Source organism: Paenibacillus amylolyticus (genome assembly GCF_051136285.1).
In the GTDB taxonomy this organism is placed as follows: Bacteria; Bacillota; Bacilli; order Paenibacillales; family Paenibacillaceae; genus Paenibacillus; species Paenibacillus amylolyticus_F.
Genome location: NZ_CP194938.1, coordinates 5,724,729 through 5,749,350 on the forward strand (window position 1 = coordinate 5,724,729; position 24,622 = coordinate 5,749,350).

At 47.4% G+C, this 24,622-nt stretch carries 6 protein-coding genes; all 6 read left to right on the forward strand.

Going from position 1 to position 24,622, the window contains the following annotated elements:
- The 6 genes from ACR8BL_RS24860 to ACR8BL_RS24885 are packed head-to-tail and all read left to right on the forward strand — an operon-like array spanning nucleotide 1 to nucleotide 24,600.
- Nucleotides 1–16,767, forward strand: coding sequence for an amino acid adenylation domain-containing protein (locus ACR8BL_RS24860; RefSeq protein WP_434758361.1), 16,767 nt, complete (start codon nucleotides 1–3; stop codon nucleotides 16,765–16,767).
- Nucleotides 16,757–20,896 carry a beta-ketoacyl synthase N-terminal-like domain-containing protein gene (locus ACR8BL_RS24865; RefSeq protein ID WP_434750019.1) on the forward strand — a complete coding sequence of 1,380 codons (4,140 nt, stop codon included), beginning with the start codon at nucleotides 16,757–16,759 and terminating at the stop codon, nucleotides 20,894–20,896. Before ACR8BL_RS24860 ends, ACR8BL_RS24865 begins: the two co-directional genes overlap by 11 nt.
- Nucleotides 20,893–21,150, forward strand: a complete 258-nt coding sequence (locus tag ACR8BL_RS24870; RefSeq protein WP_434750020.1) for an acyl carrier protein — start codon at nucleotides 20,893–20,895, stop codon at nucleotides 21,148–21,150. The genes ACR8BL_RS24865 and ACR8BL_RS24870 overlap by 4 nt, the downstream gene beginning before the upstream one ends.
- The gene (locus ACR8BL_RS24875; protein ID WP_434750021.1) at nucleotides 21,147–22,304 is read left to right on the forward strand and encodes an acyl-CoA dehydrogenase family protein; all 1,158 of its coding nucleotides are present in this window, start codon (nucleotides 21,147–21,149) and stop codon (nucleotides 22,302–22,304) included. Before ACR8BL_RS24870 ends, ACR8BL_RS24875 begins: the two co-directional genes overlap by 4 nt.
- On the forward strand, nucleotides 22,301–23,281 hold the full coding sequence (locus tag ACR8BL_RS24880) for an ACP S-malonyltransferase (RefSeq protein WP_434750022.1): 981 nt from the start codon (nucleotides 22,301–22,303) through the stop codon (nucleotides 23,279–23,281). The genes ACR8BL_RS24875 and ACR8BL_RS24880 overlap by 4 nt, the downstream gene beginning before the upstream one ends.
- Nucleotides 23,278–24,600 carry an aspartate aminotransferase family protein gene (locus ACR8BL_RS24885; protein ID WP_434750023.1) on the forward strand — a complete coding sequence of 441 codons (1,323 nt, stop codon included), beginning with the start codon at nucleotides 23,278–23,280 and terminating at the stop codon, nucleotides 24,598–24,600. The genes ACR8BL_RS24880 and ACR8BL_RS24885 overlap by 4 nt, the downstream gene beginning before the upstream one ends.
- Nucleotides 24,601–24,622 lie beyond the last annotated feature (22 nt).

Below are 24,622 nucleotides of genomic sequence, written 5' to 3' on the forward strand. Positions count from 1 at the left end.
ATGGTACGTAAAACCGTGGAACTCTCCGAGACACAAAAGGGAATCTATTTTGATTGTCAAGTGAATGATCCTTCTTCTTATAACATCTCAGCTTCGATACAATTAGAAAGGCTTCAACTTGAAGCCTTTCGACGTTCCATTGAATTGCTTATGCATGAACAAGTCGTGCTGCGCACACATATTGAGATACAACAGGATAGACCTGTCCTATCTATCCACGATGACATGGAATACTCACTGATTTTGCGGGATCTGAGTCATGAACATCAGGATGAGAAGGAACACCAGCTGGAGGCATTCATAGAAGAATGTATTCAGGCCCCCTTCATGTTAGAGCAAGGCCCCTTGTTCCGAATCCAGCTTGTACAAATGGATGAGGACAAGCATGTTCTTACTTTATGTATCCATCATTTAATCTGTGACGGTATGTCACTGGAACTGTTCAAAAATAAACTTCTCCATTCATACACTTGCATAATGCAGGATCTGTCTTTGGAGGTAAAACAGGATCAAGGTTTTATCTCTTATATTGAAACAGAGAATATGAAGTTACAAGAGGACAAGTATAACCGGGAGCGCGAGTTCTGGTTATCCAAAATGAATGGCGCAGAACCACTGGCTCTGCAGCATGACTATCCAACTGGCGGTTCGCAGACCGGCGTGGGACAGGAATTGCGATTTGATATACCCGAAGCTTTAATGGCGGACATTACACAGATGTCCAAGGAACATGAGGTTACTGTATTTATGTTTTTCATGGGTGCATTCAGCATTCTATTGAATAAATATGCGGGTAAAGAGGATATCACTTTTGCTTCCCCGTTTTCCCATCGTCCGGGTTTCGAATTGGAAGAAACGATTGGCTGTTTTGTACATATGTTGCCCATGCGGTTCCAGATTGACCTCGAAACCAAATTTGGATCATTGCTTGAGCAAGTTACTGCCGCCTGGATTGATACGTATAAACACATTGGGTATCCCAATAATCTGATTATCAGAGACAGCATGTTGCAGGTACAGCCAGGCTCGCCTTCGGTATTCGATGTATCCTTTGTGTATGACTCATATGAGGAGGATCTGTCAGGAAGCCAGCTTGTGGAACAGGATAAGGTTACTTTCCCAGGCGATCTGATGGTTGTATTGAACGGCACCCCTCAAGGTACACAGCTGAAACTGCAATATAAACCGAATGTGTTTCGAGAAGACTCCATTGAACGAATGGGTCAGCGCTTCTTATACCTCATGCAACAGCTGGTAACTGAACCAGAGAAGAGCATTGGTGAATACAGCCTGCTGATGCAGGAAGAGCAGGAGCAATTGCTGCATCAATTTAACCAAACTTCATATTTTCCCTACACTCCGCAGCATATCATCGATGTTTTTCATACAAAAGTAACAAATCACCCAGAACGAGTCGCTCTACTGGAAGGAAAAGAAAAACAAACCTACGCACAAGTTAATGCAAAGGCTAATCAATTGGCAAAACAGATCATCGCACGGAAAAAGATCGAAAATGAGGCAGTCGGCGTACAAATGCCACGTTCTTCCGATCTGGTCATCGCCTTGCTGGCTGTTCTGAAGGCTGGATGTACTTTTGTTCCCCTAGATCCTTCCTATCCGGTATCCAGAAAAACCTATATTTTATCCGATGCGAATATATCCACAGTCATCGCAATCCGTCCGGAAGCAGAGGATAATTCTCTGACTGCCCACTATATTTACACGGAGGACGGGACGGTTTATACCGGGAACAGCTCCAATCCCGAAGAGCCTTTGAATCCTCAAAGTCTGGCCTACATTATGTACACGTCAGGATCAACGGGCAAACCCAAAGGGGTCATGATTGAAAATCATAGCGTTGTGAATACACTGCTGGATCTGGAACGTCGTTTTCCAGTACAAGCGAGTGATGTGTATATGTTAAAAACAGCGTATACCTTCGATGTATCCTGTACAGAATTGTTTGGTTGGTTTATGGGTGAGGGAGCATTAAGTATTCTGCCGCCAGGCGAGGAGAAGAACCCTGATCAGATATTGACTACAGTAGCTGAACATCAGGTAACTCATATTAACTTTGTGCCGACTTTATTCCGCCTTTTTCTGGAAACAATGGAACTTCGCTCTGATCTCTCGGGATTGGACTCCCTGAAATGGGTGTGTGTAGGCGGAGAGGCTGTTACACCCGATATTATTAAAAAATATAACAAACTGAACATTCGGGCCAGCCTCGATAATGTCTACGGTCCTACGGAATGTACAATATGGGTTTCCCATTATCCATTGAGTACATATGAGGGGCATGGAAATATACCGATTGGTTCCCCGCTAAACGAGTCCAGATGGTATGTCGTTGGAAGTGGGGATAAATTGCAGCCTTTGGGTATTCCGGGCGAGCTATGTCTTAGTGGCGTGGGGCTTGCACGAGGATATTTGAATCTGGAACAAATGACAAGAGAGAAATTCGTTCTTAATCCTTTCTTTGATGAAAATAAAGATCCTGAGTATTTCAGATGGATGTACCGTACAGGAGATATGGTTCGGTCACTGCCAAGTGGAACGATTGAATACCTGGGGCGCATTGATTTTCAGGTTAAAATTCAGGGGGCCAGGTTGGAGACAGGAGAGATAGAAAATACCCTTTCATCCTATCCTGGAGTCATTCAAACCGTTGTTGTCATGAAATCATCCGAGGGGCAATCCGGTGTATTGTATGCCTACTACCTGTCGGAACAAGAATTGCCCGTGGCTGATCTAAGGGAGCATCTATCACAATCCTTACCTGCCTATATGATTCCATCTGTTTTTGTACATAAATCGGAGTTTCCACTCAATAGCAGCGGAAAAATTGATCGAAATGCCCTTATCGCAGACACAACACATGTTCACACTTCAAGTACGGTGTATGTTGCTCCTACTACGGAATTGGAGCGGGAGATAGCTGCCGTATGGGCAGAAGTGCTGGGTGTGGAAAGAGTCGGAAGGGATGATCATTTCTTCGAACTAGGTGGCAATTCATTTTCCGTTATTCAGGCTCATAACCGATTGAAGCACCGGACGAATGTTGACTTCCCTGTGCCCCGCTTTTTCGAGTGCCCCACACTGCGACAGTTCGCAGCGCTAGGTCAGACACGGGAAGTCGTTCGGATACCGGACTTGCGAGAGGAACGTTTTGGGCGGAAAGCGGGCATTTTGCGTGAGGATATTGCCATTGTAGGGATGTCTGTCAATGTACCCGGAGCAGAGGATATACATGAATTCTGGCGTAATTTGGTGGCACAGGAGGAGAGCATTCATTTTTACAGTGATGATGAACTGAGGACACTTGGTGTAGACGAAGCATTGCTGCGTTCTCCTCGTTATGTGAAGGCCAAAGGACGGGTCGGTGGGATTGAAGAGTTCGATGCTGGCTTTTTTGATTACACACCTGGCGAAGCCAAAATGATGTCCCCCCAGTTCAGACTGATGTATCAGGGGATTTGGGAAGCGCTCGAGGACGCGGGGTGCAGACCTGATGAAGCAGGCAAAGTGGGTGTGTTCCTCGGTGGATCGGATGACTTTGAGTGGTATCGCCAAGTGTTGTTTGGGGATGCAGGGTACAGCAGTAAATATGAAGCATTTACACTCAGCACGAATCATTTTTTAGCTACACGAATGGCTTATAAGTTGAATCTCAGAGGTCCTGCTTATACAGCTCTTACGGGATGTTCAACCTCATTGGTAACACCGCATCTGGCATGCCAGTCCTTAATGGTTGGAGAATGTGATGTGGCTGTGGCTGGTGGAATTACCGTGGAATTGCCGAACGAAGGCGGCTACGTGTACGAGGATGGCATGATGTTCTCCTCGGACGGTCATTGCCGCCCATTTGATGCAGCAGCGAGTGGCACGGTGTTCTCCAACGGGATGGGGATCGTGGTGTTGAAGCGATTAACGGATGCTTTGCGAGATACAGATCATATTTATGGAGTTATCAAAGGTTCGGCCATTAACAATGATGGACAGGAGAAACTCAGCTTCCTTGCCCCAAGTGTGAGCGGTCAGGCGGAGGTCATTCAGGATGCATATCAGGCAGCGGGAATTGATCCCGAAACGGTCAGTTACATTGAGGCCCATGGAACAGGCACGCTTCTGGGTGATCCGATTGAAGTCGAATCGTTGACACGTGCTTTTGCCTCCGAGAAGAAGCAGTTTTGTTATCTCGGCTCGGTGAAGGGCAATGTTGGACATATGGATACAGCGGCTGGTGTAGTTGGTTTGATTAAGGTTGCACTTAGCCTCGATCAAGGATATATCCCGGGTACCGCGAATTATGAACAGCCGAATCCGAAGATTAATTTTGCAAAAACCCCCTTCATGGTTAACCCGCAAGGAGTTGACTGGAAACCAGGTGAAGCTGGTGTTCTGCGTGCAGGTATTAATTCATTTGGTGTGGGAGGCACGAATGCTCACATGGTATTGGAGGAGGCTCCAAAGATGGATCAATGTAGTCCGGATGATGATGTCAACGTATTGCTTTTTTCAGCCAAAACAGAGTACTCACTAAACCGCACCGCTGAACAAATCATGGAGCATTTGGTGCAGCATCCGCAACTATCAGTTTCAGACGCAGCGTGGACATTGCAGACAGGCCGAACAGGTTTTGCATATCGTAAAGCACTGGTTCTGGATAAGAGCTGGAAAGATGATCCCGAGCAATTCACGCGTCAGCTGGAAAAGGCTAAAATCTCTTATTCGCCGCAAGGGCGGCGCCCGGTATACTTTATGTTCCCTGGGCAGGGCAGTCAGTATCAGGGCATGGGGGCAGCATTGTACAGATCAACAGAGCAGTCAGGTATTGCACCTCTGTTCAAGAAACATGTACAGCAGATTTTGGATCTGCTCCCTGAAGTAGAACGCGAAGAGATACTGTCTGTTGTCTACGGGGACCAGCAGCCAGAACAAATTAACCAGACGGAGTATAGTCAATTTGCGCTATTCATGACCAGCTATGCTGTGGCTCAATCCTTGATGGAACTGGGTATCCAGCCAGATGGCATGATCGGACATAGTATTGGGGAGCTGACCGCGGCTGTGGTCGCCGGTGTATTCGATCTGCGAGACGCTGTGCGGATTGTAAGACTGCGCGGGCGTTTGATGCAGCAGCAGCAGCCGGGTGTCATGCTTGCCATTATGGAGGATTCACAGCTGGTGAAGTCCCAATTGGACGAAGAGATGTGGCTGGCTCTGGTCAATACGACAGGTTCCAGCGTCATTGGCGGGACAGCAGAGGCGATTGATCGAATGGAAGAAAAGGCTGGAAGACTCGGCTGGAAATGTGTTCGTGTGAAAACCTCTCATGCGTTCCATACGCCAATGATGAAGGACGCAGCGGTGGAATTTGAACGCAGTCTGTCTGTTTATTCGCTTCAAAGCCCGCAAATTCCATTGCTTTCGAATACAAGCGGAACGTGGGCTTTACCAGATGAAATTAAGAGTCCAAACTACTGGGCAAAGCATATTTTGGAGCCGGTGTTGTTTGAAGCAAATCTGGACGAGATGTTAAAAGAGGAACAAGCGGTATTTATTGAGGTTGGTGCAGGACGAACATTAAGTTCGTTTGTGAGACAGCACATGGAGTCCAAGGAAACACATACCGTGTTGAATATGCTGCGTCACGTCAGAGAAACCGAACATGACATCCTGTATACGAACCGTAGAATAGCTGAGTTATGGTGCGAGGGCATTGAGCCGGAGTGGAAGGCGTTCAAGGGACAGAATGTGCGCCGAAAATGCTCTCTGCCAACATATCACTTCGACAAGCAACATTATCCGATTGGTCAATCGCTTACCGGTGGATCAGCAGTGGAAGGGACGAGTGCTGGTCAACGTCAGCAGCAGTCGAGAGCGGAATACAGCAACACGCCACTATCCGGCGGGGGAGGTTATGCGGGCAACCTGGATGACATGAAGCGGGTTGTTCTGGAGGCATATGAGTCCATTTTTGGCATCAACGATCTGGAAGAACATGTGAATTTCTTCGGCGTTGGCGGAGACTCGCTCAAAGCAGTCAGTTTGTCTGCATCAATCCGGTCTTCCATCGGCATTCAGGCAGAGGTAGCGGATGTGTTCAACCATGCTACACCGGCTCAACTGGCGGAACATCTCTTGGAGATGGTTAAACCGCAAGCACAACAACAGAACATGATTGAGGCTGCACCGGTTATGGATGCTTACCCGATCTCGTCCGCGCAGATGCGGATGTTTACCCAATCCATGCTTGATCCGAGCAGCACAGCATATAATTTGCCGTCGGCCACCCTGATCGAGGGAGATTTGGATCATGCCAGAGTGAAGACTGCACTGGAGAAGCTGGTGCAGTGCCATGAGGCACTTCGAACGACGTTTGAAATACGTGGAGACCAAGTGGTACAGGTCATTCATCCATCGGTACCTTTACAGTTAAGTTTTACGGAGCAGCACTTGGCTGATGAACGCAAGATGTCTTCTTTAATCCAGACACTGATTCAACCTTTTGAGCTTCATCAAGCTCCACTTATGCGAGTGAACCTGATTAAAACAGGGGAGCGCAAACATCTGTTGTTCTTTGATATCCATCATATTATTGCGGACGGTACTTCGGTGGAATTGATCACGCGAGACTTCAATGCATTGTATTTTGGCGAGGAACGAACCGTCCGTTTACATTACAAAGATTACGCCTTCTGGCAGCAGGAGCGTCTTGCCTCACAGGCGTATCAGCCTCATCAGACATACTGGCTGGAACGTCTGGGTCCAACACTACCTGTACTGCAGCTTCCGCTTGATCATGATCGTCCATTGCAGCGGTCGATGCAAGGTGAACGTGTGCAATTCACGTTGAGTCACTCGTTAACAGAGCGTCTGCATAAGCTGGCTTCGTCAGCGGAAGTTTCCATGTACATGGTGATGTTGAGTGTGTGGAATCTTCTGTTAGCGAGTCGAACGGGTCAGCAGGACATCGTAGTCGGAACACCTGTAGCCGGCAGATTACAGGAAGAGTGGAAAGAAACGGTCGGCATGTTTGTCAATATGATTGCGATGCGGAATTTTCCGGCATCTGATCGGGGATACACTACATTTTTGCGTGAACTCAAACAGCATACTCTCGATGCTTTTGCATATCAGGATTATCCATTCAACGAGCTTGTAACGCAGCTTGGAATCAAGCGGGAACTGAACCGCAATGCCATTTTTGATGTGTGTTTCGATTATCAGAATATGGAACTGCATGATCTTGAGCTTCATGGCTTACAGTTCAGTTCTTTCCCTGTGGAGACGGGAATCTCAACCTATGACTTGTTATTGACGTGTCAGGAGAACAGGGAACAGCAGGTCATCGAAGGCTACATTGAATATTCATTGGATTTGTTCCGGGGTGAAACGGTTGAGAGTATGATTCAGGAGTTCATTGAGCTATGTGAGCAGGTTGTGCAGCAGCCGGATGTATCTCTGGGGGAACTGTATGAACGAGCACGGTATTCTTCCGAAACGGAGTTTCACCAGTTGGCAGGGCCAGTTCTGCATTATGATCGCAAGCTGAGCTTGCATCGTTTGTTTGAGCTACAGGCAGAACGTACACCAGAGAAGACAGCACTTATTGTATCTTCGGGAACGGTACTAACTTATCGAGAACTGAATGAGCGAGCGAATGCGCTGGCTTGGAAGCTGATGGATCGAGGTATACGCAAAGATGAGCCAGTGGGCATATTATCCAGCCGGAATGAAGCATTAATTATTATGTTAATCGCAGTGCTCAAAGCAGGTGCAGCCTATCTGCCTATAGATCCAGCTTTTCCGCCGCAGCGCATTCTGAACATGATGCAAGACAGCGGTATGAAATTGTTGCTGTGCACTTCTGATGAGGCGAATGTTGTAGCTTTTGAAGGAGATCGCTTGATTTATGAGCATGATGAGTCTGCTGACCAACATTCTGTTATCAATCCCAATGTGGACGTCCTGTCTTCCGACTTGTGTTGTGTAATATTCACCTCGGGATCAACCGGAAGGCCCAAAGGGGTGATGATTGCACATGAAGCGATGGTCAATTTTGTGGAAGACATCAGGCATCGAAACATTTTTGCCCAAGAAACAGACCGAATGATCAGTGTAACGACGGTTTCCTTTGATATTTTCGGATTCGAAGTGTGGGCTCCATTGTGTACGGGGTACTCTTTATATCTGGCGGATGAGCTGGAGCAGCTTGATCCGGTTCTTGCAGCACGAAGAATAGAGCAACAGGGCGTTACTCATATTCTCAGCACGGTATCTCGTATTAAAGCCTTTGTTGAGAATTCGGAATTTGCGAAGGCATTGCCTCATCTTCGGTGTGTGCTTACCGGAGGAGAAAGTGTTCCAGCAGGACTTCTAACGGATATTAAAAAATATTCGTCCGCTCGTGTCTTTAATATGTATGGCCCTACCGAAACGACGATTTGGTCAACGACCAAAGAGTTACAGGAACCAGGGCTCATTACGATTGGCAAACCTATTGCTAATACAGAGCTATATATTGTGGATGAACAGGGTGAATTATTACCTCCCGGAAATTACGGGGAACTCTGCATCGCAGGACGTGGATTGTCTCGTGGTTACCTCAACAATATGGCCGAGACTAGTGCTAAATTCATTAATCATGCCCATGTCTTGGGCGGACGGTTGTACCGGACGGGTGACCTGGCCCGTGTGTTGGCCAATGGAGAGGTTGAGCTGGCAGGGCGTTTGGATCAACAAGTGAAAGTCAGAGGATACCGGATTGAATTAAATGAAATTGAGCAAGCGGCCTTGAGCTATGAAGGTGTGAGAGAAGCCGTTGTGAAGGCAGAAGGAAATCAGCCTGAGCAGTTGCAACTGGTTCTCTACTACAGCTTGAAGCCTGACGTAAGTCTATCCGTTATGGCTGAACATGACACATTGCTTCGTGCCTGGCTTAATCAAAGGCTGCCACATTATATGATGCCTTCCCGCATCATTCGTCGGGACAAGCTGCCGGTGCTGCCGAATGGAAAACTGGATCGGAACGCCCTTCAATGGACTGATTTTGAAGTGATCCAGAAGTCAGAATCGTTGGCGACTTCGAGTTCCTCTTCCTCAATGGGGAGAGAGCAAGCTCGCAAAGAGCTGGAACAGATGTTGATTGAAGCGTGGAAAGAGATGTTGAACCGGGATCATGTTGGAGTACAAGAGCACTTTTTTGATATTGGTGGAAACTCGCTGGGCCTGATCTTGATTAATAACCGGTTAAATGCTTATCTGGGCAAAAATGTTCCGCTTGTGCAGTTGTTTGAACATTCTTCCATTGCTTCTTTGGTTGATCATCTGATCTCGGAACAGATGTTAACTTCTGTGGATGTGTCTGTTCAGACAACGCCAAAGCATATAGCCAGGGAAGTCGCCGCAAACGTTGGGGTTGCGCCTGATCCTTCCATAACGCAAGAAAGAGTTATTATGGATAGCGGTCATGATGATTCGATAGCGGAGCAGAGTAAGCAGCAAGAACAGACAATGAACATCAAAGCATATCCCGATGTAAACAGCAGGAACAGAAGTACTTCCCCATCGGATATTGCGGTTATAGGTATGGCTGGACGTTTCCCGGGATCGAAGAATATCGAGGAATTCTGGGAAAATCTGATGGCAGGTAAAGACGGCATTACCCGACTGACGGAAGAAGATTTAGTTGCAGCAGGGGTGCGACCGGAAGAGTATAAACATCCTGAATATGTTCGGGCAAAAGGCGTTTTACAAGATACCGAATTTTTTGACTCCGGATTTTTTGAATACCCGTATCAGGAGTCCGATATGATGGATCCGCAGATTCGACTGCTCCATCAGTGCTCCTGGGAGGCCCTCGAACATGCGGGCTGTGATCCATATCGGTACTCAGGTTCCATCGGTTTATTTGCAGGAAGCGGACTAAGTTTGCCTTGGATGGTTCAATTCCTCGGCCGTTCAGGTGACCTGCTGCAAGCTTTTGAAGCGATGACGCTGAATGAGAAGGATTATATTACTACACGGATATCCCATAAGCTGAATCTGAGAGGGCCAAGTATGGCCGTGCAGACGGCATGCTCCACCTCGCTCGTCGCTATTCATCAGGCGGCAGAATCTCTGATCCGGGGAGAATGCGACGTGGCTCTCGCAGGGGGAGTGTCCATCTCTTATCCGCTCAAAGAAGGGTATCACTGGCATGAAGGCATGATCTATTCCAAGGATGGGCATTGCAGAGCGTTCGATGAAGAGGCGTCAGGTACCGTCTCTGGTAACGGGTGCGGCATGGTTGTTCTGAAGCCACTGCGGGAAGCGTTGCGAGATGGGGATCAGGTTTTTGCCGTGATCAAAGGCTCGGCGATTAACAATGATGGATTGGATAAAATCGGATATACCGCACCAAGTGTTACCGGACAGGTGAAGGTGATTCAAACGGCACTGGAGCGTTCGGGAGTGTCTCCGCAAGAAATTAATTATTTGGAGGCACACGGGACAGGCACCAAACTGGGTGATCCCATCGAGATCGAAGCGCTTAGACAGTCCTGGGGAACGGATAAACTTAATTTTTGCGCCCTCGGTTCGGTCAAGGCCAATATCGGTCATCTTGACGCAGCAGCTGGTGTTGCCGGGTTTATCAAAACGGTTCTGACGTTGCATCACCGGACGGTTCCGCCGCAGATCTATATGGAAAGAAGTAATCCTATGTTGGAACTGGAACGCAGTCCCTTTTACATCAACCAGGAGCCGCAGTACTTCAAAAGTCAGGAGCAAGTTCTACGCGCAGCGGTAAGTTCCTTCGGAATTGGTGGCACGAATGCGCATGTTATTTTGGAGCAGCCACCTGTAAAGGAGAGCCAATCCGTATATCAGCCTTTACACTTGCTTCCATTCTCGGCCAAAAGTGAATCCGCCTTAGATCACACGTATCATTCGATTTTGCAAGTACTTGAGAATATGCCGGAACAAATGTCGAACGCTGCCTGGACTCTGCAGGAGGGCAGAAGCCGATTTACTCACCGCAAAGCTCTTGTCGTAGTGGATGGTTATATCCCTTCGCAGGATCAGGTGGAAGAGTATGAAGCACAAGCGAATGTGATACAGAGTGGTAAGCCTAAAGTGATGTTTTACATCCATGGGAGAGCTTGCTGGGAATTGCGCTCGATTCGGGAACTTTATGCTTCCAGGTATCGTAGTCAGGTGTCTGAACGGTTCAAGCAACACTTTGAAGAGGTGCTGAACCTTTTTGAATCCAAGGAACAGTATGCACTTCGTCAGAGTATAGGCAGGCCGAGTCGGGATTCACGTCTGGAACGTATGTACTGTTTTGCAGTCCAGTATGCTCTTTTCACAACCGTGATGGAGTCAGGTGTCAAACCGGATGTGATATGTGGACAAGGTGTCGGTGAGTTAGTTGGACAAGTGATTAGTCATACGCTTGAGCCAGCTCAAGCAGTACGCCTGTTATATAGCCGCGATGATTGGCCAGCCAATGAAGGTGCCTTGTATGATGCCTTGAACACATTAGGCACATCAACAAGTCTTTCACAATCTGCGGAAAATACACTTTGCATTACAGCAGTTCCACTGCAGAACGCGGAGTTTGCAGACGACATTATTTTGAAAGATGCACATGTTGTTTCACTTACTGGAGATCGTTCCAGTCCGCTTGAAGCCGATATTTATTTCATGAAAACGTTGGGATATTGCTGGTGCAGGGGTATTGAACTGAATTGGGAGCAGATCAACGGACAGGGGGCTGGGCAAAAGATATCTCTTCCAACCTATTCTTTCGATCGAATTGTTCATAAACATGATGTTCCGTTATACCTGCTTGCAGGTATGCCACAGGCCGAGGCTTCAGAGATCTCTTCATCTGTAAAGGCGGTAGAAGGTAAGGCAGGAACCCGGTTAAATGTAGATGAAATATATGACGCAACGGCACAACTCTGGCAGGAGTTACTTGGGTGTGAAGCGGTGACCCCGGAAGATGATTTCTTCCAGCTTGGCGGGCATTCCTTAAAGGCGATCACTCTGGCATCCCGAATCAAGGAAACATTCGGTGTCTCTATGGGATTGGAAGATGTTTTTGATCATTCGGAACTTGCCCGCATGGTCGCGTGGATTGATCAACAACAGAATGTTGGCATGAACCATTCGGGGGCAGAAAACAACATTGTACCAGCAACACTCAAAGACCGATACAAGACCACTTCTGCGCAGCGAAGAATGTTTGTAGTGCATGAATGGATGAAGGGCGAAAGCACAGCGTACAATCTCGCAAGTTCTTACAAGCTGCGGGGAGAGCTGGAACCCGCACAATTTATAGCGGTGATGGACGCTCTCGTGCACCGACATGAGGCATTCCGTACTCGATTTGAGATGGTGGATGGTGAACTGTATCAAGTCGTTGAGGATCAGGTTGCAAGTGTGGTGGAGTTGCTGGAGCTTGAAAAAGAAGAGTCAGAGCAGCAGTTGTTGACATGGCTGGAGCCATTTGATCTGACCCGTGCACCGTTGGTTCGTGTAAAGCTTGCCCGCCTTTCAGACGAGGAGCATATTCTGTTCATAGACATGCATCATATCATCTCGGATCAGAGTTCCATTGCGATTCTTTTGCAAGAATTTGCTCGGTTGTACAATGGAGAATCCTTGGAGCCTTTAACGATTCATTACAAGGATTATGCCGAATGGCTTGATCAATCCGCATCAAACGGGCATTCTGCTGCAGATGAGGCATTCTGGCTACAGGAGTTCAAGGATGTGCCTGCACCGGTTGAATTGCTTACGGATTACCCGAGACGTGGCGTGTTATCTACCCAGGGAGATCGGATTAGCAGTGAGCTTGGAGAGATGTTAAGCACGCAAATTAACGATTTTTGTACAAGACAAGGGCTCACTCCATACATGTTGTTCATGGCAGCTCTGAATGTGTTGATCTTGAAATATACGGGACAGCATGATCTGGTTGTGGGTACAGCTGTAGCCGGAAGAGAGAAGCCAGAACTGAATAACGTCATGGGTATGTTTGTAAACATGCTCGCCGTTCGAAATACGTTAGACAAGAATCAGTCTATTGAACTGTATTTGAATGAGGTTCGAAGCAAGTTGTTAGCCTGCTATGAACATCAACAATATCCATATGAAGCGTTGGTTGAACAACTTGATCTGTTTGGTGATTTGAGTCGTAATCCGCTTTTTGATATCGTCCTGAATTACATCAACATGGGTACGGATGATCTTGAAGCGGGAACATTACAAGTTGAATCCTGGATGGATGGCAAGGTGGATGCCAAGTTTGATCAGACCTGGACGATCGTTGAACATCAACATCAGTATACACTTGAGCTGGAATATCGTTCTGATTTGTTCAATGCCCAATCCATGGAACTCATGATGAATAAGTTCCGGTATGTCTTGACTCAGATGGTCACAGGGGAGGTTGAGCAGCTTCGTCAGATCAAGCTTACTGTGCCGGAAGAGGATGAATGGCTTTTGTTCGGCGTCAACGATAACCAATTGCATTATCCACGAGAGGCGACGATTCCACAGTTGTTTGAGGAACAAGTTCGATTACATGGACAGAAGATCGCATTGATATGGGGAGACGAGGAATGGAGTTATGCTGATGTGCATGTACTTGTTCAGAGGCTCGCATCCAGAATACTCGAACAAGAGGTGCAATCAGGCTCAAGTATTGCTTTGATCCTGGACCGCGGACCGATCCAGATGATCAGTATCCTTGCTACACTAACAGCAGGTTGTCACTATGTGCCGATTGATCCGGCTTCACCGCCGGCACGAATTGAATATATTTTACAAGACTGCAATACGCCTGTTCTCTTGACCGAAGCCTCTTATGCCTCAACATGGAACTCTGTTGTTCCTTGTGTCATGATACCGTCCGAAGAACTGGCCTCGGTTGTTTCAGGAGAGGTTGTAGAGCCGGTAGTGCAGGTAAAAGCTGCTGCTACGGACCCGGCGTATATCATCTATACATCAGGATCAACCGGAATGCCAAAAGGTACGGTCATGAGTCACCGCAACGTTATTAAAGTCATGAAGACAAGCAACTTTGTGACGGTAGTACCGGAGGATCGGGTTTTACAGGTTTCCAATTACGCGTTTGACGGTTCGATATTTGATATTTTTGCTTCATTAATAAATGGGGCTACCCTGGTACTCATTCCCAAAGAGATCATTCTTGATATGGCTCGTCTGGCGGCAGTGATTCGTCAGCAGCAGATATCCGTATTTTTTATCACAACTTCGTTGTTTAATATGCTGGTTGATTGGGATGTTGAATGTCTGAAAAACGTTCGCAGAGTGATGTTTGGGGGCGAAGCTGCATCTGTAAGCCACGCGAATAAAGCACTTGCATGTGTAGGGCCAGGTAAACTGTTAAATGGCTATGGACCAACTGAAGCTACATTTTTTGCCTCCTATCACTTGCTGGAGCAGACGGAGCCGTATACCGACTCGCTGCCTATAGGTTATCCACTGTCCAACACGGCCTTATATGTTCTGGATGAGGATATGTATCCTGTACCTGCCAATGTTCCGGGCGAATTGTATATCAGCGGAGATGCCGTAGGTATCGGATATCTGAACCGTGAAGAACTTACTTTAAAACATTTTGTAGATGATCCTTTCCGCCAAGGGAAACGGATGTACCGGACGGGTGATATTGTCAAGCGTTTACTCGATGGCAGTTTGATGTTTATTGAACGCTCGGATTTTCAAGTGAAAATCAGGGGATTTCGAATTGAGTTATCAGAGATCAACAATTGCCTGGAGCAACTTCCAGGAATTCGGGATGCTTTTGTGATGACAGCTACGGATGCATCTGGAAGTTTGTATATTACTGCATTTTATACGTGTGAATCCTATACTGAACGAACGGTTGAGGATGTTCGGTCAGAGCTGCATAAAGCGCTGCCTGAATACATGGTACCTGCACAAATCTGGCGAATGGATCATCTGCCAATCAACGCTAACGGCAAGGTGGATCGGAAGGCTTTGTCCGAAATGACAGAAGTAAAGTCAGTGCAGGTCGGGACAGATTCTGCTCTGACGGATACAGAACGAATCATCCTTGCTGCCATGAGACAAGTGCTGAACAACCCTGACTTTGGCGTAACCGATCATTTCTTTCAGAACGGAGGACATTCGCTTAAAGCTATCGCATTTGCGCAAATTTTGTCAAAAGAAGGAATTGCCATCAGCGTGAGCGAATTATTCCAATATAATACAGCTAGAGCCTTGGCACGCTCCTTAAAAGGAATGAACTCATCAACGATTTTACTGGAAGAAAGCCTGCAAATTCAGTCCCCCATTGTCATTCCCCAAGACATTATACTTCATGAGAAACAACTGGACAGCCTGGTATTACATGTCTTGAATAATTGTAATCAGGTTTCAAGTTTTATGACGGGAACAGCTATTGTCGGTCGTTTCCCCTTATCTCCAATTCAACAAGCACATGCTTCTACAACTGCACGAGCAAGTGGTTTTACAACGATGTTGGAGGGCCATTTGAATGAATTTACTGTGAAACGACTGATTCTCGGGGTCATTGCCCATCATCAGTTACTGCATAGCATTATATATGAGGAAGAAACGTTACAGTGGCATCAGTGTGATTTGTCTGAAGCAGCAGATATGTTGCAACAGCTCATTCCGTACCTCGATGTGCGTCACTATGCCTCTGCTACGCTGGAACAAATGGAGTCCAAACTAATTCAGTCTCTTTTACACAGGTCGTATACACTGGATGGATTGCCATGGCGTCTGTGTATTCTGCGAACAGGGGATAGAGAGCACAAACTGATCTGGAGTTTTGATCACCTTGCCTTTGATGGCATGAGCGCCGAGATCATCAAGCAGCAACTTGAGTCGGCAATTGCCGGTAACCAGCAAGCCAAGATGATCGATACAGCTGGTTCGTTGAAGGAGATACGGAAATACGAGGATTATGTAAACATGTTGTCTCGGGGGCCTGTCGGCCTTACGGAGCATGAACTGGAAGAGCAGTATTCCATTCTGGCCTGGCAGCATGCTAATAGCAATGTTATGGATCAATTGCTCACTACAGCAGACCATTCATCGCCGTCAGCGCTGACTGTTGAACTACCACGGACAGATATCACAGGTCAAGAGATTGAAGATGCTTGGTGGACCCATTTTAAATCTTTTGCCAGCATTCTTGCATCATATCTTGACATAAGTGAATTGCCCATTGCCCTGGTGCATTATGGCCGAGAGTATGGTCAAGAATCGTATTACGATCATGTAGGCGAATTCCTCGACCTGATTCCGATTCTTGTACATGGTGACTTTGCCCAGGAGGATCTGCTGCAGCGCTTGGACTTTGCCAAACAACACAGCATTAATTTTATGGCACTGACGAATAAATCGGCGATGTCTTCTCCGTATTCAAAAGTTCAAAAACAACTGGCTGCGTCCTATAAACAGAAGGGTCAGGAGCCAAGAAAGCTGATTTTGTTCAACTTCCAGGGTTTTATCTCCAGTGAGGAGACCATTCCAGAGCTGGAGCAGGCAGATAACACAGATTCTGAGCTGAGCCTCGCATTCATGGAATGGGTCATTCGATACGATGAAAACTGTGTTTACGTGCATCTGGCTTGTCATGCAGGACTGGATATCGAGCGGTTGAAGCAGCAGATTGAGCAGCAGATCGGCAGTGAGGGGAATGTAAAAGTAAAAGTTCATAATGAGGCAGTGGAGGTGCAGCATGTCCATTAAATCCATACAACGAGGGCCGGAGTTGATTGTGCCGGAGCATTATGCAACAGTTGCTGAACTTCTTATGTATATCGCTGATAAACATCCGGATAAGGGCATCACTTATATCAGTTCATCCGGAGAAGAACACTTTGAATCGTACCCTGAACTGCTGAAGCAGGGACGTTTGTATCTCCAAGGCTTGCTTGAGAGTGGGTTAGCTAAGGGACAAGTTGTTATATTGGAAATTGATCATTCACAGCAGTTTTATCGTACATTTTGGGCTTGCATCCTGGGCGGCATTATTGTCGCCCCGGTCAGTCCTCCTGCCTCATGGGAGCCGGGGTCAGTTGGTCTGGAGAAATTTACAAAAATCTGGGGAATCCTCGGAAAGCCTGTTGTAGTGGTAGAAGAAGCATTTTTGCCAAAATACGAACAGCTTGCTGAGAGTCCAATTTTTGAGGGATTGAACTGCATTAGCGTCAGCAAGCTTCAGTCAAGTCATACACTTGCTGAAATAAGTCTGACTGCTCCTGAAGAGGTTGTATTTCTGCAGTTTTCGTCAGGAAGTACAGGTATCCCTAAGGGAGTACAGTTAACAAATCGCAATATTATAGCGAACAGTATTGCATGCAAAACGTTCCTTGGTGCTGAAGAAGGAGATAACGTATTTACCTGGCTACCTCATACACACGATATGGGAATGTTTGGGCAACATCTAACAACTGTACTAAGCGCTGCTAATATGATGGTCATGTCTCCATATACCTTTGTACGATCACCGTACTTGTTCCTGCGCAAAATTACGGAACATCAAGGAAAGTGGTTTTGCTGCACAAATTTTGGCTTTGAATGGATGGTTCAAAAGATTCCGGATTCCAAACTGGCGACGCTTGATCTGTCTTCGCTTCGTATGGCCTTAAACGGTGCCGAGCCGATATCAACCAAAGTCATTGAGCGATTCGGTCAAAAGTTCAGTTCCAGCGGTTACCGCACGAATATGATGTTCCCTGCTTACGGTATGGCTGAGGCAACGGTGGGTGTGTGTACCTGGAGGCTGGGAGAGGAGCCGCGCATCGAACAAATATCCCGTAAAGTGCTTGTGCAGCAGGGAAAGGCGGTCCCGGTTGATGCTGCTGTTCATGACCCGGCAGATCTGATTGAGTTTGTGCATGAAGGTTATCCCATGACGGGAATCCAGATTCGAATTGCCAATGAGCAGGGCGAAGTGGTAGACGAGCGCACAGTGGGTGAAATCCAGATTCGCGGGGAATCGGTGACTTCCGGATATTATAATCTGCCAGAAGTGAATCAGGAGTTGTTCGTGGACGGATGGCTTAAGACGGGTGATCTTGGTTTTATGGCGGAAGGCTCTCTGGTAGTAAGCGGACGAATCAAGGATATCGTATTTATCCGTGGACAAAATCATTACGCGCACGATCTCGAAGAGATTTTATATCACAATTCCAGCATTCCAAGAGGAAATCTGACGGTCGTGGGACATTTCAATAGCGTTTCTCAAACGGAAGAACTGCTTGTATTTGTGAAGTATAAATCGAGCACGCCGCAGTTCCTGGAAATCAGGCAGGACTTGATGGATCGGATGAGAGCCGGTCTGGGAATTGAGATCACTCATGTTCTTCCGATCAAGGTCATCCCCAAGACGACCAGCGGCAAAGTTCAGCGCTTCATGCTGAGAAACGAGTATGAAGGTGGCACATTTAACAAGGATATCGAGGCTATTGAAGACATGCTTCTTCAAAACAAACCGAAGTCCATTGCGGAGGCGGTTCATCCGGTATCTTTGGAGCAAGTGGTACGGGCCGCCTGGGCTGAAGTTCTACAAATACCTGTGGAGAAGGCCGCAGTCAATACTCCGTTTCTGGCTTTAGGGGGAAACTCCATTCTTGCCTACCAATTACTTGATAAGTTGTCAGCACACATGGGGCGTGAACTTGGACAGGAAGTACTCGTTTTTGGCAGAACGATACAGGAGATGGTGGAATATCTTCAGGAACTTCCCGAAGAGAAGAGGCCACTCGAAAAGGAAATCCGCTCGGATAATCAGCTGAATGTACATCGAGCGATTGCAATAACCGGGTTGTCCCTTCGTTTGCCTGATGCAGATACGCAAGAGGAATTCTGGGGCAATCTCGTTCAAGGTTTGGACAGTGTGGATCGGGTGAGTCTGGAACGCGCTACTCGTTCCAAGCGTCCGGATTGGGATGATTGGATTGGTGAATTAAAACACCCGGACACCTTTGACCATGAGTTTTTTGAGATTCCATCGGCACAAGCTGCATTTATGGATCCACAACACCGTAAACTGCTGGAGGTTGCTTATGAGGCACTTGAGGATGCGGGTATGATCGTGGATCGGGAAGAGAAACGTGATGTTGGTGTATACGTGGGAATTAACCCCAGCTCGTACTTTGATCTCGTTGTAGCTTACATGAATCGTAGCAAGGAATTTGAGGTGCACTCGCACGCGATGGTTGGCAATATGTCCAATATCGCAGCAGCATCCATCTCACACCTGTACAATTTCACGGGCCCGGCGCTTGCCATCGACACAGCCTGCTCTTCCTTTCTCGTGGCCTTGACACAAGCGGTGGCAGCGATTCAGGACAAGCGTATCTCCGGTGCAGTCGTAGGTGGAGCGAGCATTCTGGCAACACCTCATGTACACCAGCTGTCGCGTAATGCGGGGATATGTTCTTCCACACAGCATACGAAGGTGTTTGATCAGAGTGCGGATGGTTCGGTTATTGGGGAGGGTGCGGTGGTTGTGTACCTTGAGCCGCTAACAGAGGCAGTTCGCGCGAACAAACATATCTATGGCTTGATCCGTGGCACAGCGGTGAATAACGATGGGTATTCATTAGGCATTATGGCACCTAATCCTCAGGGACAATATGAAGTGCTGCGTGCTGCATATAACGATGCCAATCTGAATCCAAAAGAAATTTCGTATATTGAGGCGCACGGGTCAGGAACAAGAATCGGAGATCCCATCGAAGTGAATGCTTTACTCCGATTGTTTCAGGAGAAGGGATACGGCGAAGATACCTCTATTGGTCTAGGCTCGGTCAAAACCAATATCGGACATTTATTTGCAGCATCCAGTGGAGCTAGTATGGCAAAAGTTCTGCTTAGTATGCAGCACAAGGAACTTGTTCCGAGTCTACATATGGATCATCCTAATCCAGCTCTTCGGCTGGAGAAGTCTCCTTTTTATATCGTCAATGAACACAAAGACTGGACGGTAACCGAGGGGAAAACACGTAAAGCTGGCATTAGTTCCTTTGGTCTTGGTGGCACGAATGCCCATATTGTGTTGGAGGAATGGAACGCACCCGCAGTTTGGGGAGAGGACTCGGCGCGTGATCAATTGTTAACCTTCTCTGCCAAGTCAGAGCAGGCATTGCAGAAGTTGATTCATAACACAAAACACTACGTGCAAGAGCATCCTGATCTGCGCCTGACAGATCTGTGCTTTACGCGGAACAGGTATAGAAAGCATTATCGTCACCGTGCTGCTGTAACCGTAAGTGGCACCGGAGATTGGAGCCAGGAAAAGATGCAATTTGGCTTCAAAGCAAGAAGCCGAGCGGCCCGTGTCAACATCATTATGGGAGGAAACAAGTGGGATCTGGCTGATCAGGAATACTGGTTGAATCTGCTTGAATCGCTCGTGCGCGCTGTACCTTCCATCCAGGAGATTCGTGGCATTGATGGCGGAGAACCAATGTTGTCGCAGTTTAAGCAGAAGGATCAGGCCGATTCTATCCCGACTTCGGATAAGCAGGCATTCCTTCTGAGCAAAAAAATAACATTCGGAGATATTCAGGACACGAGCTGCGCGATGGGAAATGCAGACATTGTTGTAACGCTGGCTACAGGTGAAGTGATGAAACCGGCGGGAAGCACAGGCAAAGAGAGTTATATCCATCTCCCTGCAGCGACATCACGTGTTGTGGAAAAACAATTAGCCCTATTGCTGGGGCAACTCTACGTGCGAGGTGCTTCATTGGATTGGGAACAGTTACACCCGGATGGATCTGGTCAGATCGTACATCTGCCAGCGCATCCTTTCGAGCCACATGTCCATTGGGTAGATGTGAATCAGGGAACGGAGGTCTTGATATGACAAGAGAAGAGATTGAAGGGTTTATCAAAGGCGAAATTGCTGCGGCACTGAAACAGGATCCTGATGAGATTGATGAAGAGACGAATTTTCTGAAAATAGGTGTTTCTTCCGTTCAGGCGCTCAAGATTATTAATCGTACACGTAAACATCTGCAGGTGGATATCAGTCCTGTTGCGTTGTTTGAATACAAAACGATTGCAGAGTTCGCTTCGTATCTCCATGAATCCCTTCTTCAAGGGGAGGCAGTCGAATGATTGAACTGGATTTGAAACAGGAGCAAGAGATTCTTCATGAAGCCGAGCTGTTTGCTGCCCGTGAGATTCGTCCTTATGCCCGTCAAATTCAGGAGCAGCAATTCATTCCCAAATCACTGATTCATGCCATGGCTGAAAGAGGTTATCTAGCTGCCTCAATTCCACATGAGTATGGGGGGATGGGCCTTGGCCCGAAAGCGTATGGACTGTTAACTGAAGTGTTTGGCAAAGCACTTCCGGCGATTCGAAGTTTGTTGACGGTACATACTTCACTGGTGAGTGAAACTTTGGTGCGTTTCGGATCGCCCGAACAAAAGGCGTCCTGGCTGCCTAAGTTAGTCCGCGGGGAATGGATCGGAGCGTTTGGCCTGACTGAGCCTGAGGTTGGATCGGATGCAAAGAACGTGAAGACCACTTGGCGGGAAGAAGCGGACTGTTATGTACTGAACGGAAAGAAAAAGTGGATTACCTTTGGAGACGTAGCGGATGTATTCATTATAGTTGCCTCCCAAGAGGGAAGAAGTACAGCATTCTGGGTTGAACGGCAGTTTGAAGGTGTTCAGACGCAAGCTATCGAGGGTGTAATGGTTGGCGGCGAGACGGGAATTGCTGAAATTGATCTTCATGAGGTTCGTCTACCTAAAAGCCATCTCATTGGACGTATGCATGAAGGTTTTGAGTACATCGTAAGTGGTGCACTTGATCAGGGAAGATATAGCATCGCTTGGGCAGGATTGGCCATAGCACAGGAAGCTCTTGATTCCATGGTGACCTATTCTCGGAAGCGAAAGCAGTTTGACCAGAAGCTCAGTCATTTCCAACTGATCCGCGGCATGATTGGTGATGCCGTAACGAAAGTTCATGCAGCCAGAGCATTATGCTTGCGAGCTGCCGAGCTTAGAGAAGCGAAGGATCCGCAGGCCACTATGGAAACAACCATTGCCAAATATTTTACATCCAAAATTGCTGTAGAAGTGGCAAACGATGCACTTCAGGTTCATGGAGCCAATGGAATCAGCAGTGAGTACCCGGTGTCCAGACTGTACAAGGAGGCTAAGATCCTGGAGATTATTGAAGGCTCCTCCCAGATGCAACAGGAGATGATCTCACACTACGGGTTGAAAACCTATTACAAGCGTGGCGGTGGGCTATGACAATCTGCGCATTGTTTCCAGGTCAAGGAAGCCAATATATCGGAATGTGCAGTGATCTCTTAAATAACGAACCGGAAGCCAGGTTAATTTTTGCTGAAGCGAGCGAAGCTGTCGGATTTGATCTGAGAACGTTGATTCTGGCAGGTTCACTGGAGCAACTGACCCAGTCTGAATATGCTCAGCCTGCTGTGCTTACTGCGAGTTATGCACGGTTTGATTCCTTCGTTCGCCGGACAGGAATTACGCCAGATTATGCGATTGGTCATAGCTTGGGAGAAATTGCTGCCTTGGTAGCTGCTGGTGCATTAAAGTTCGCAGATGCAGTCCGCTTTACAGCTGCACGGGGGGCATTGATGCATCGTGCGATACAGGAGCAGAAGGGCAGAGCAGGCATTGTGGTTGATATGGGTCAAGCGGAACTCGAAAGTATCGCTGCAAATATTCGTGAGACTCATTATGTGACTATCTCGGGGTATAACTCACCTAACCAATTTGTTGTTGCAGGAGAGGTGCAAGGTTTGCGTTTGCTGGATGACATTGTGGATCAAGCCGGAGGGGAATTCATTCCCTTCCGCATGATGCCTATGAAAGCAGATGCGCCATATCATAGCGAACTGATGCAGTTTATTCAGCCTGAAATGGAAGCAATGGTATCCAGACTTTCCTTCTCTGCACCTGAATTTTCGATATGTTCTACAGTAAACGGGAAGTTCATTCGTGAAACGGAAGATATCTCAAGGTTGCTGACGGATCAGCTTCTGCAGCCGATTCACTGGATTCAGGCTTTAGCACAAGTTCAGCGTATGGGTGCAACAACATGGATAGATGTCGGTCCAAGCCAAAGTGTAAGAAATATGCTTGCTGAGTATGACACCTCAATCACAGCCTATTCATTGGACGATCCACAGGATCATTCAAAACTGCTGGAGATCTGTAAGGCGCAGATTCTAACATACCGGGGAGGCGAAGCTCGATGATTACTACAAATATGACGGAGTATAACCAGCGGGTGAAACAGCATCTTCCTGGCGGTGTGCATTACAATTTCCATCTTCCTTGGGAAGAGACGCCGCTGCACTTCACCCATGCTTCTCGAAGCAGGGTAACGGACATGAATGGCCGTGAATATTTGGATCTCTACGCCCGCTTTGGTGCGCTTATTGTAGGCCACGGTAACGAGGAGTATAACGAGTGTCTGAAGGATACGATCGACCGTGTTCTTTCAGTAAGCCATTGTGATCTAGATGCTGAGGCATTGGAATTAATTCATCAATATGTGCCTTCAGCAGAGATGATCCGGTTTGGATTGTCCGGTACGGAAATTGTGCAAAATGCACTACGTCTTGCCCGCGCATGGACTGGCAAGAACCGTTTTGTTCGTTTTGAAGGCCATTATCATGGCAATTCGGACAACATTATGGGAGGTAAAATGCCTCGGACAGGCTTGCCCGTACCTTCGGACTATCCTGGCGACATGAAGGGAACGCAGGGAAGGGCAAGGGATATTATGGAATCCCAATCCTATCTACTGCCTTGGAACGATGCTGTGCGTTTAGAGGAACTGTTTGTTGAACATGGTGATGACATTGCAGCGGTAATTATGGAGCCGGTATGTGTGAACGGAGGCGGGGTCATGCCATCCCCAGGATATCTGCAAAAGGTCAGACAGCTATGTGATCATCATCAGGTTGTCCTTATTTTTGATGAGATCATTACAGGGTTTCGTATGGGACTGGGCGGAGCTCAGCAGATGTTTGGCGTTACGCCTGACTTGACCACGCTCGGAAAAGCCATCGCGGGCGGAGGTGTGCCCGTGTCTGCTCTGGTTGGCCGAGCCGATATCATGAAGCTGCTAGTGGACAAAAAAGTGATTCATGCAGGGACATTTAATGGTTATCCGTTGGGCACAGCCGCAGTGAAAGCAACGCTCGAAATGTTGGGTCGCAACGGGGGAGAAGCCATGAATCGTATGAATCACCACGCCGAGATGATTCATGACATCCTCACAAGGGAAGCGGCGAAGGCGGGGCTGCCACTTGTTGTTCAAGGCCCGGCGGGTTGCGCGTCCTATCATTGCTGCTCCGAAGAGCTTAGCAGTACAGCCGATTATACGTTTGAATTGATGTCCTTTGATATTTTGTTAAATAGCAAGCTTGCGGAGCACGGTATTCTCGTATCTACGCTCTCCCGTATGTATCCCAACATTATGCTGGATATGAAGGATGTGGCCTGGTTCAGCGAGCATGTACCAGCGGCTATTGCAGAGATGAAAGAGATTTACGATGAACTTGTTTAATGCCAGATCAACAGGGAGAGAG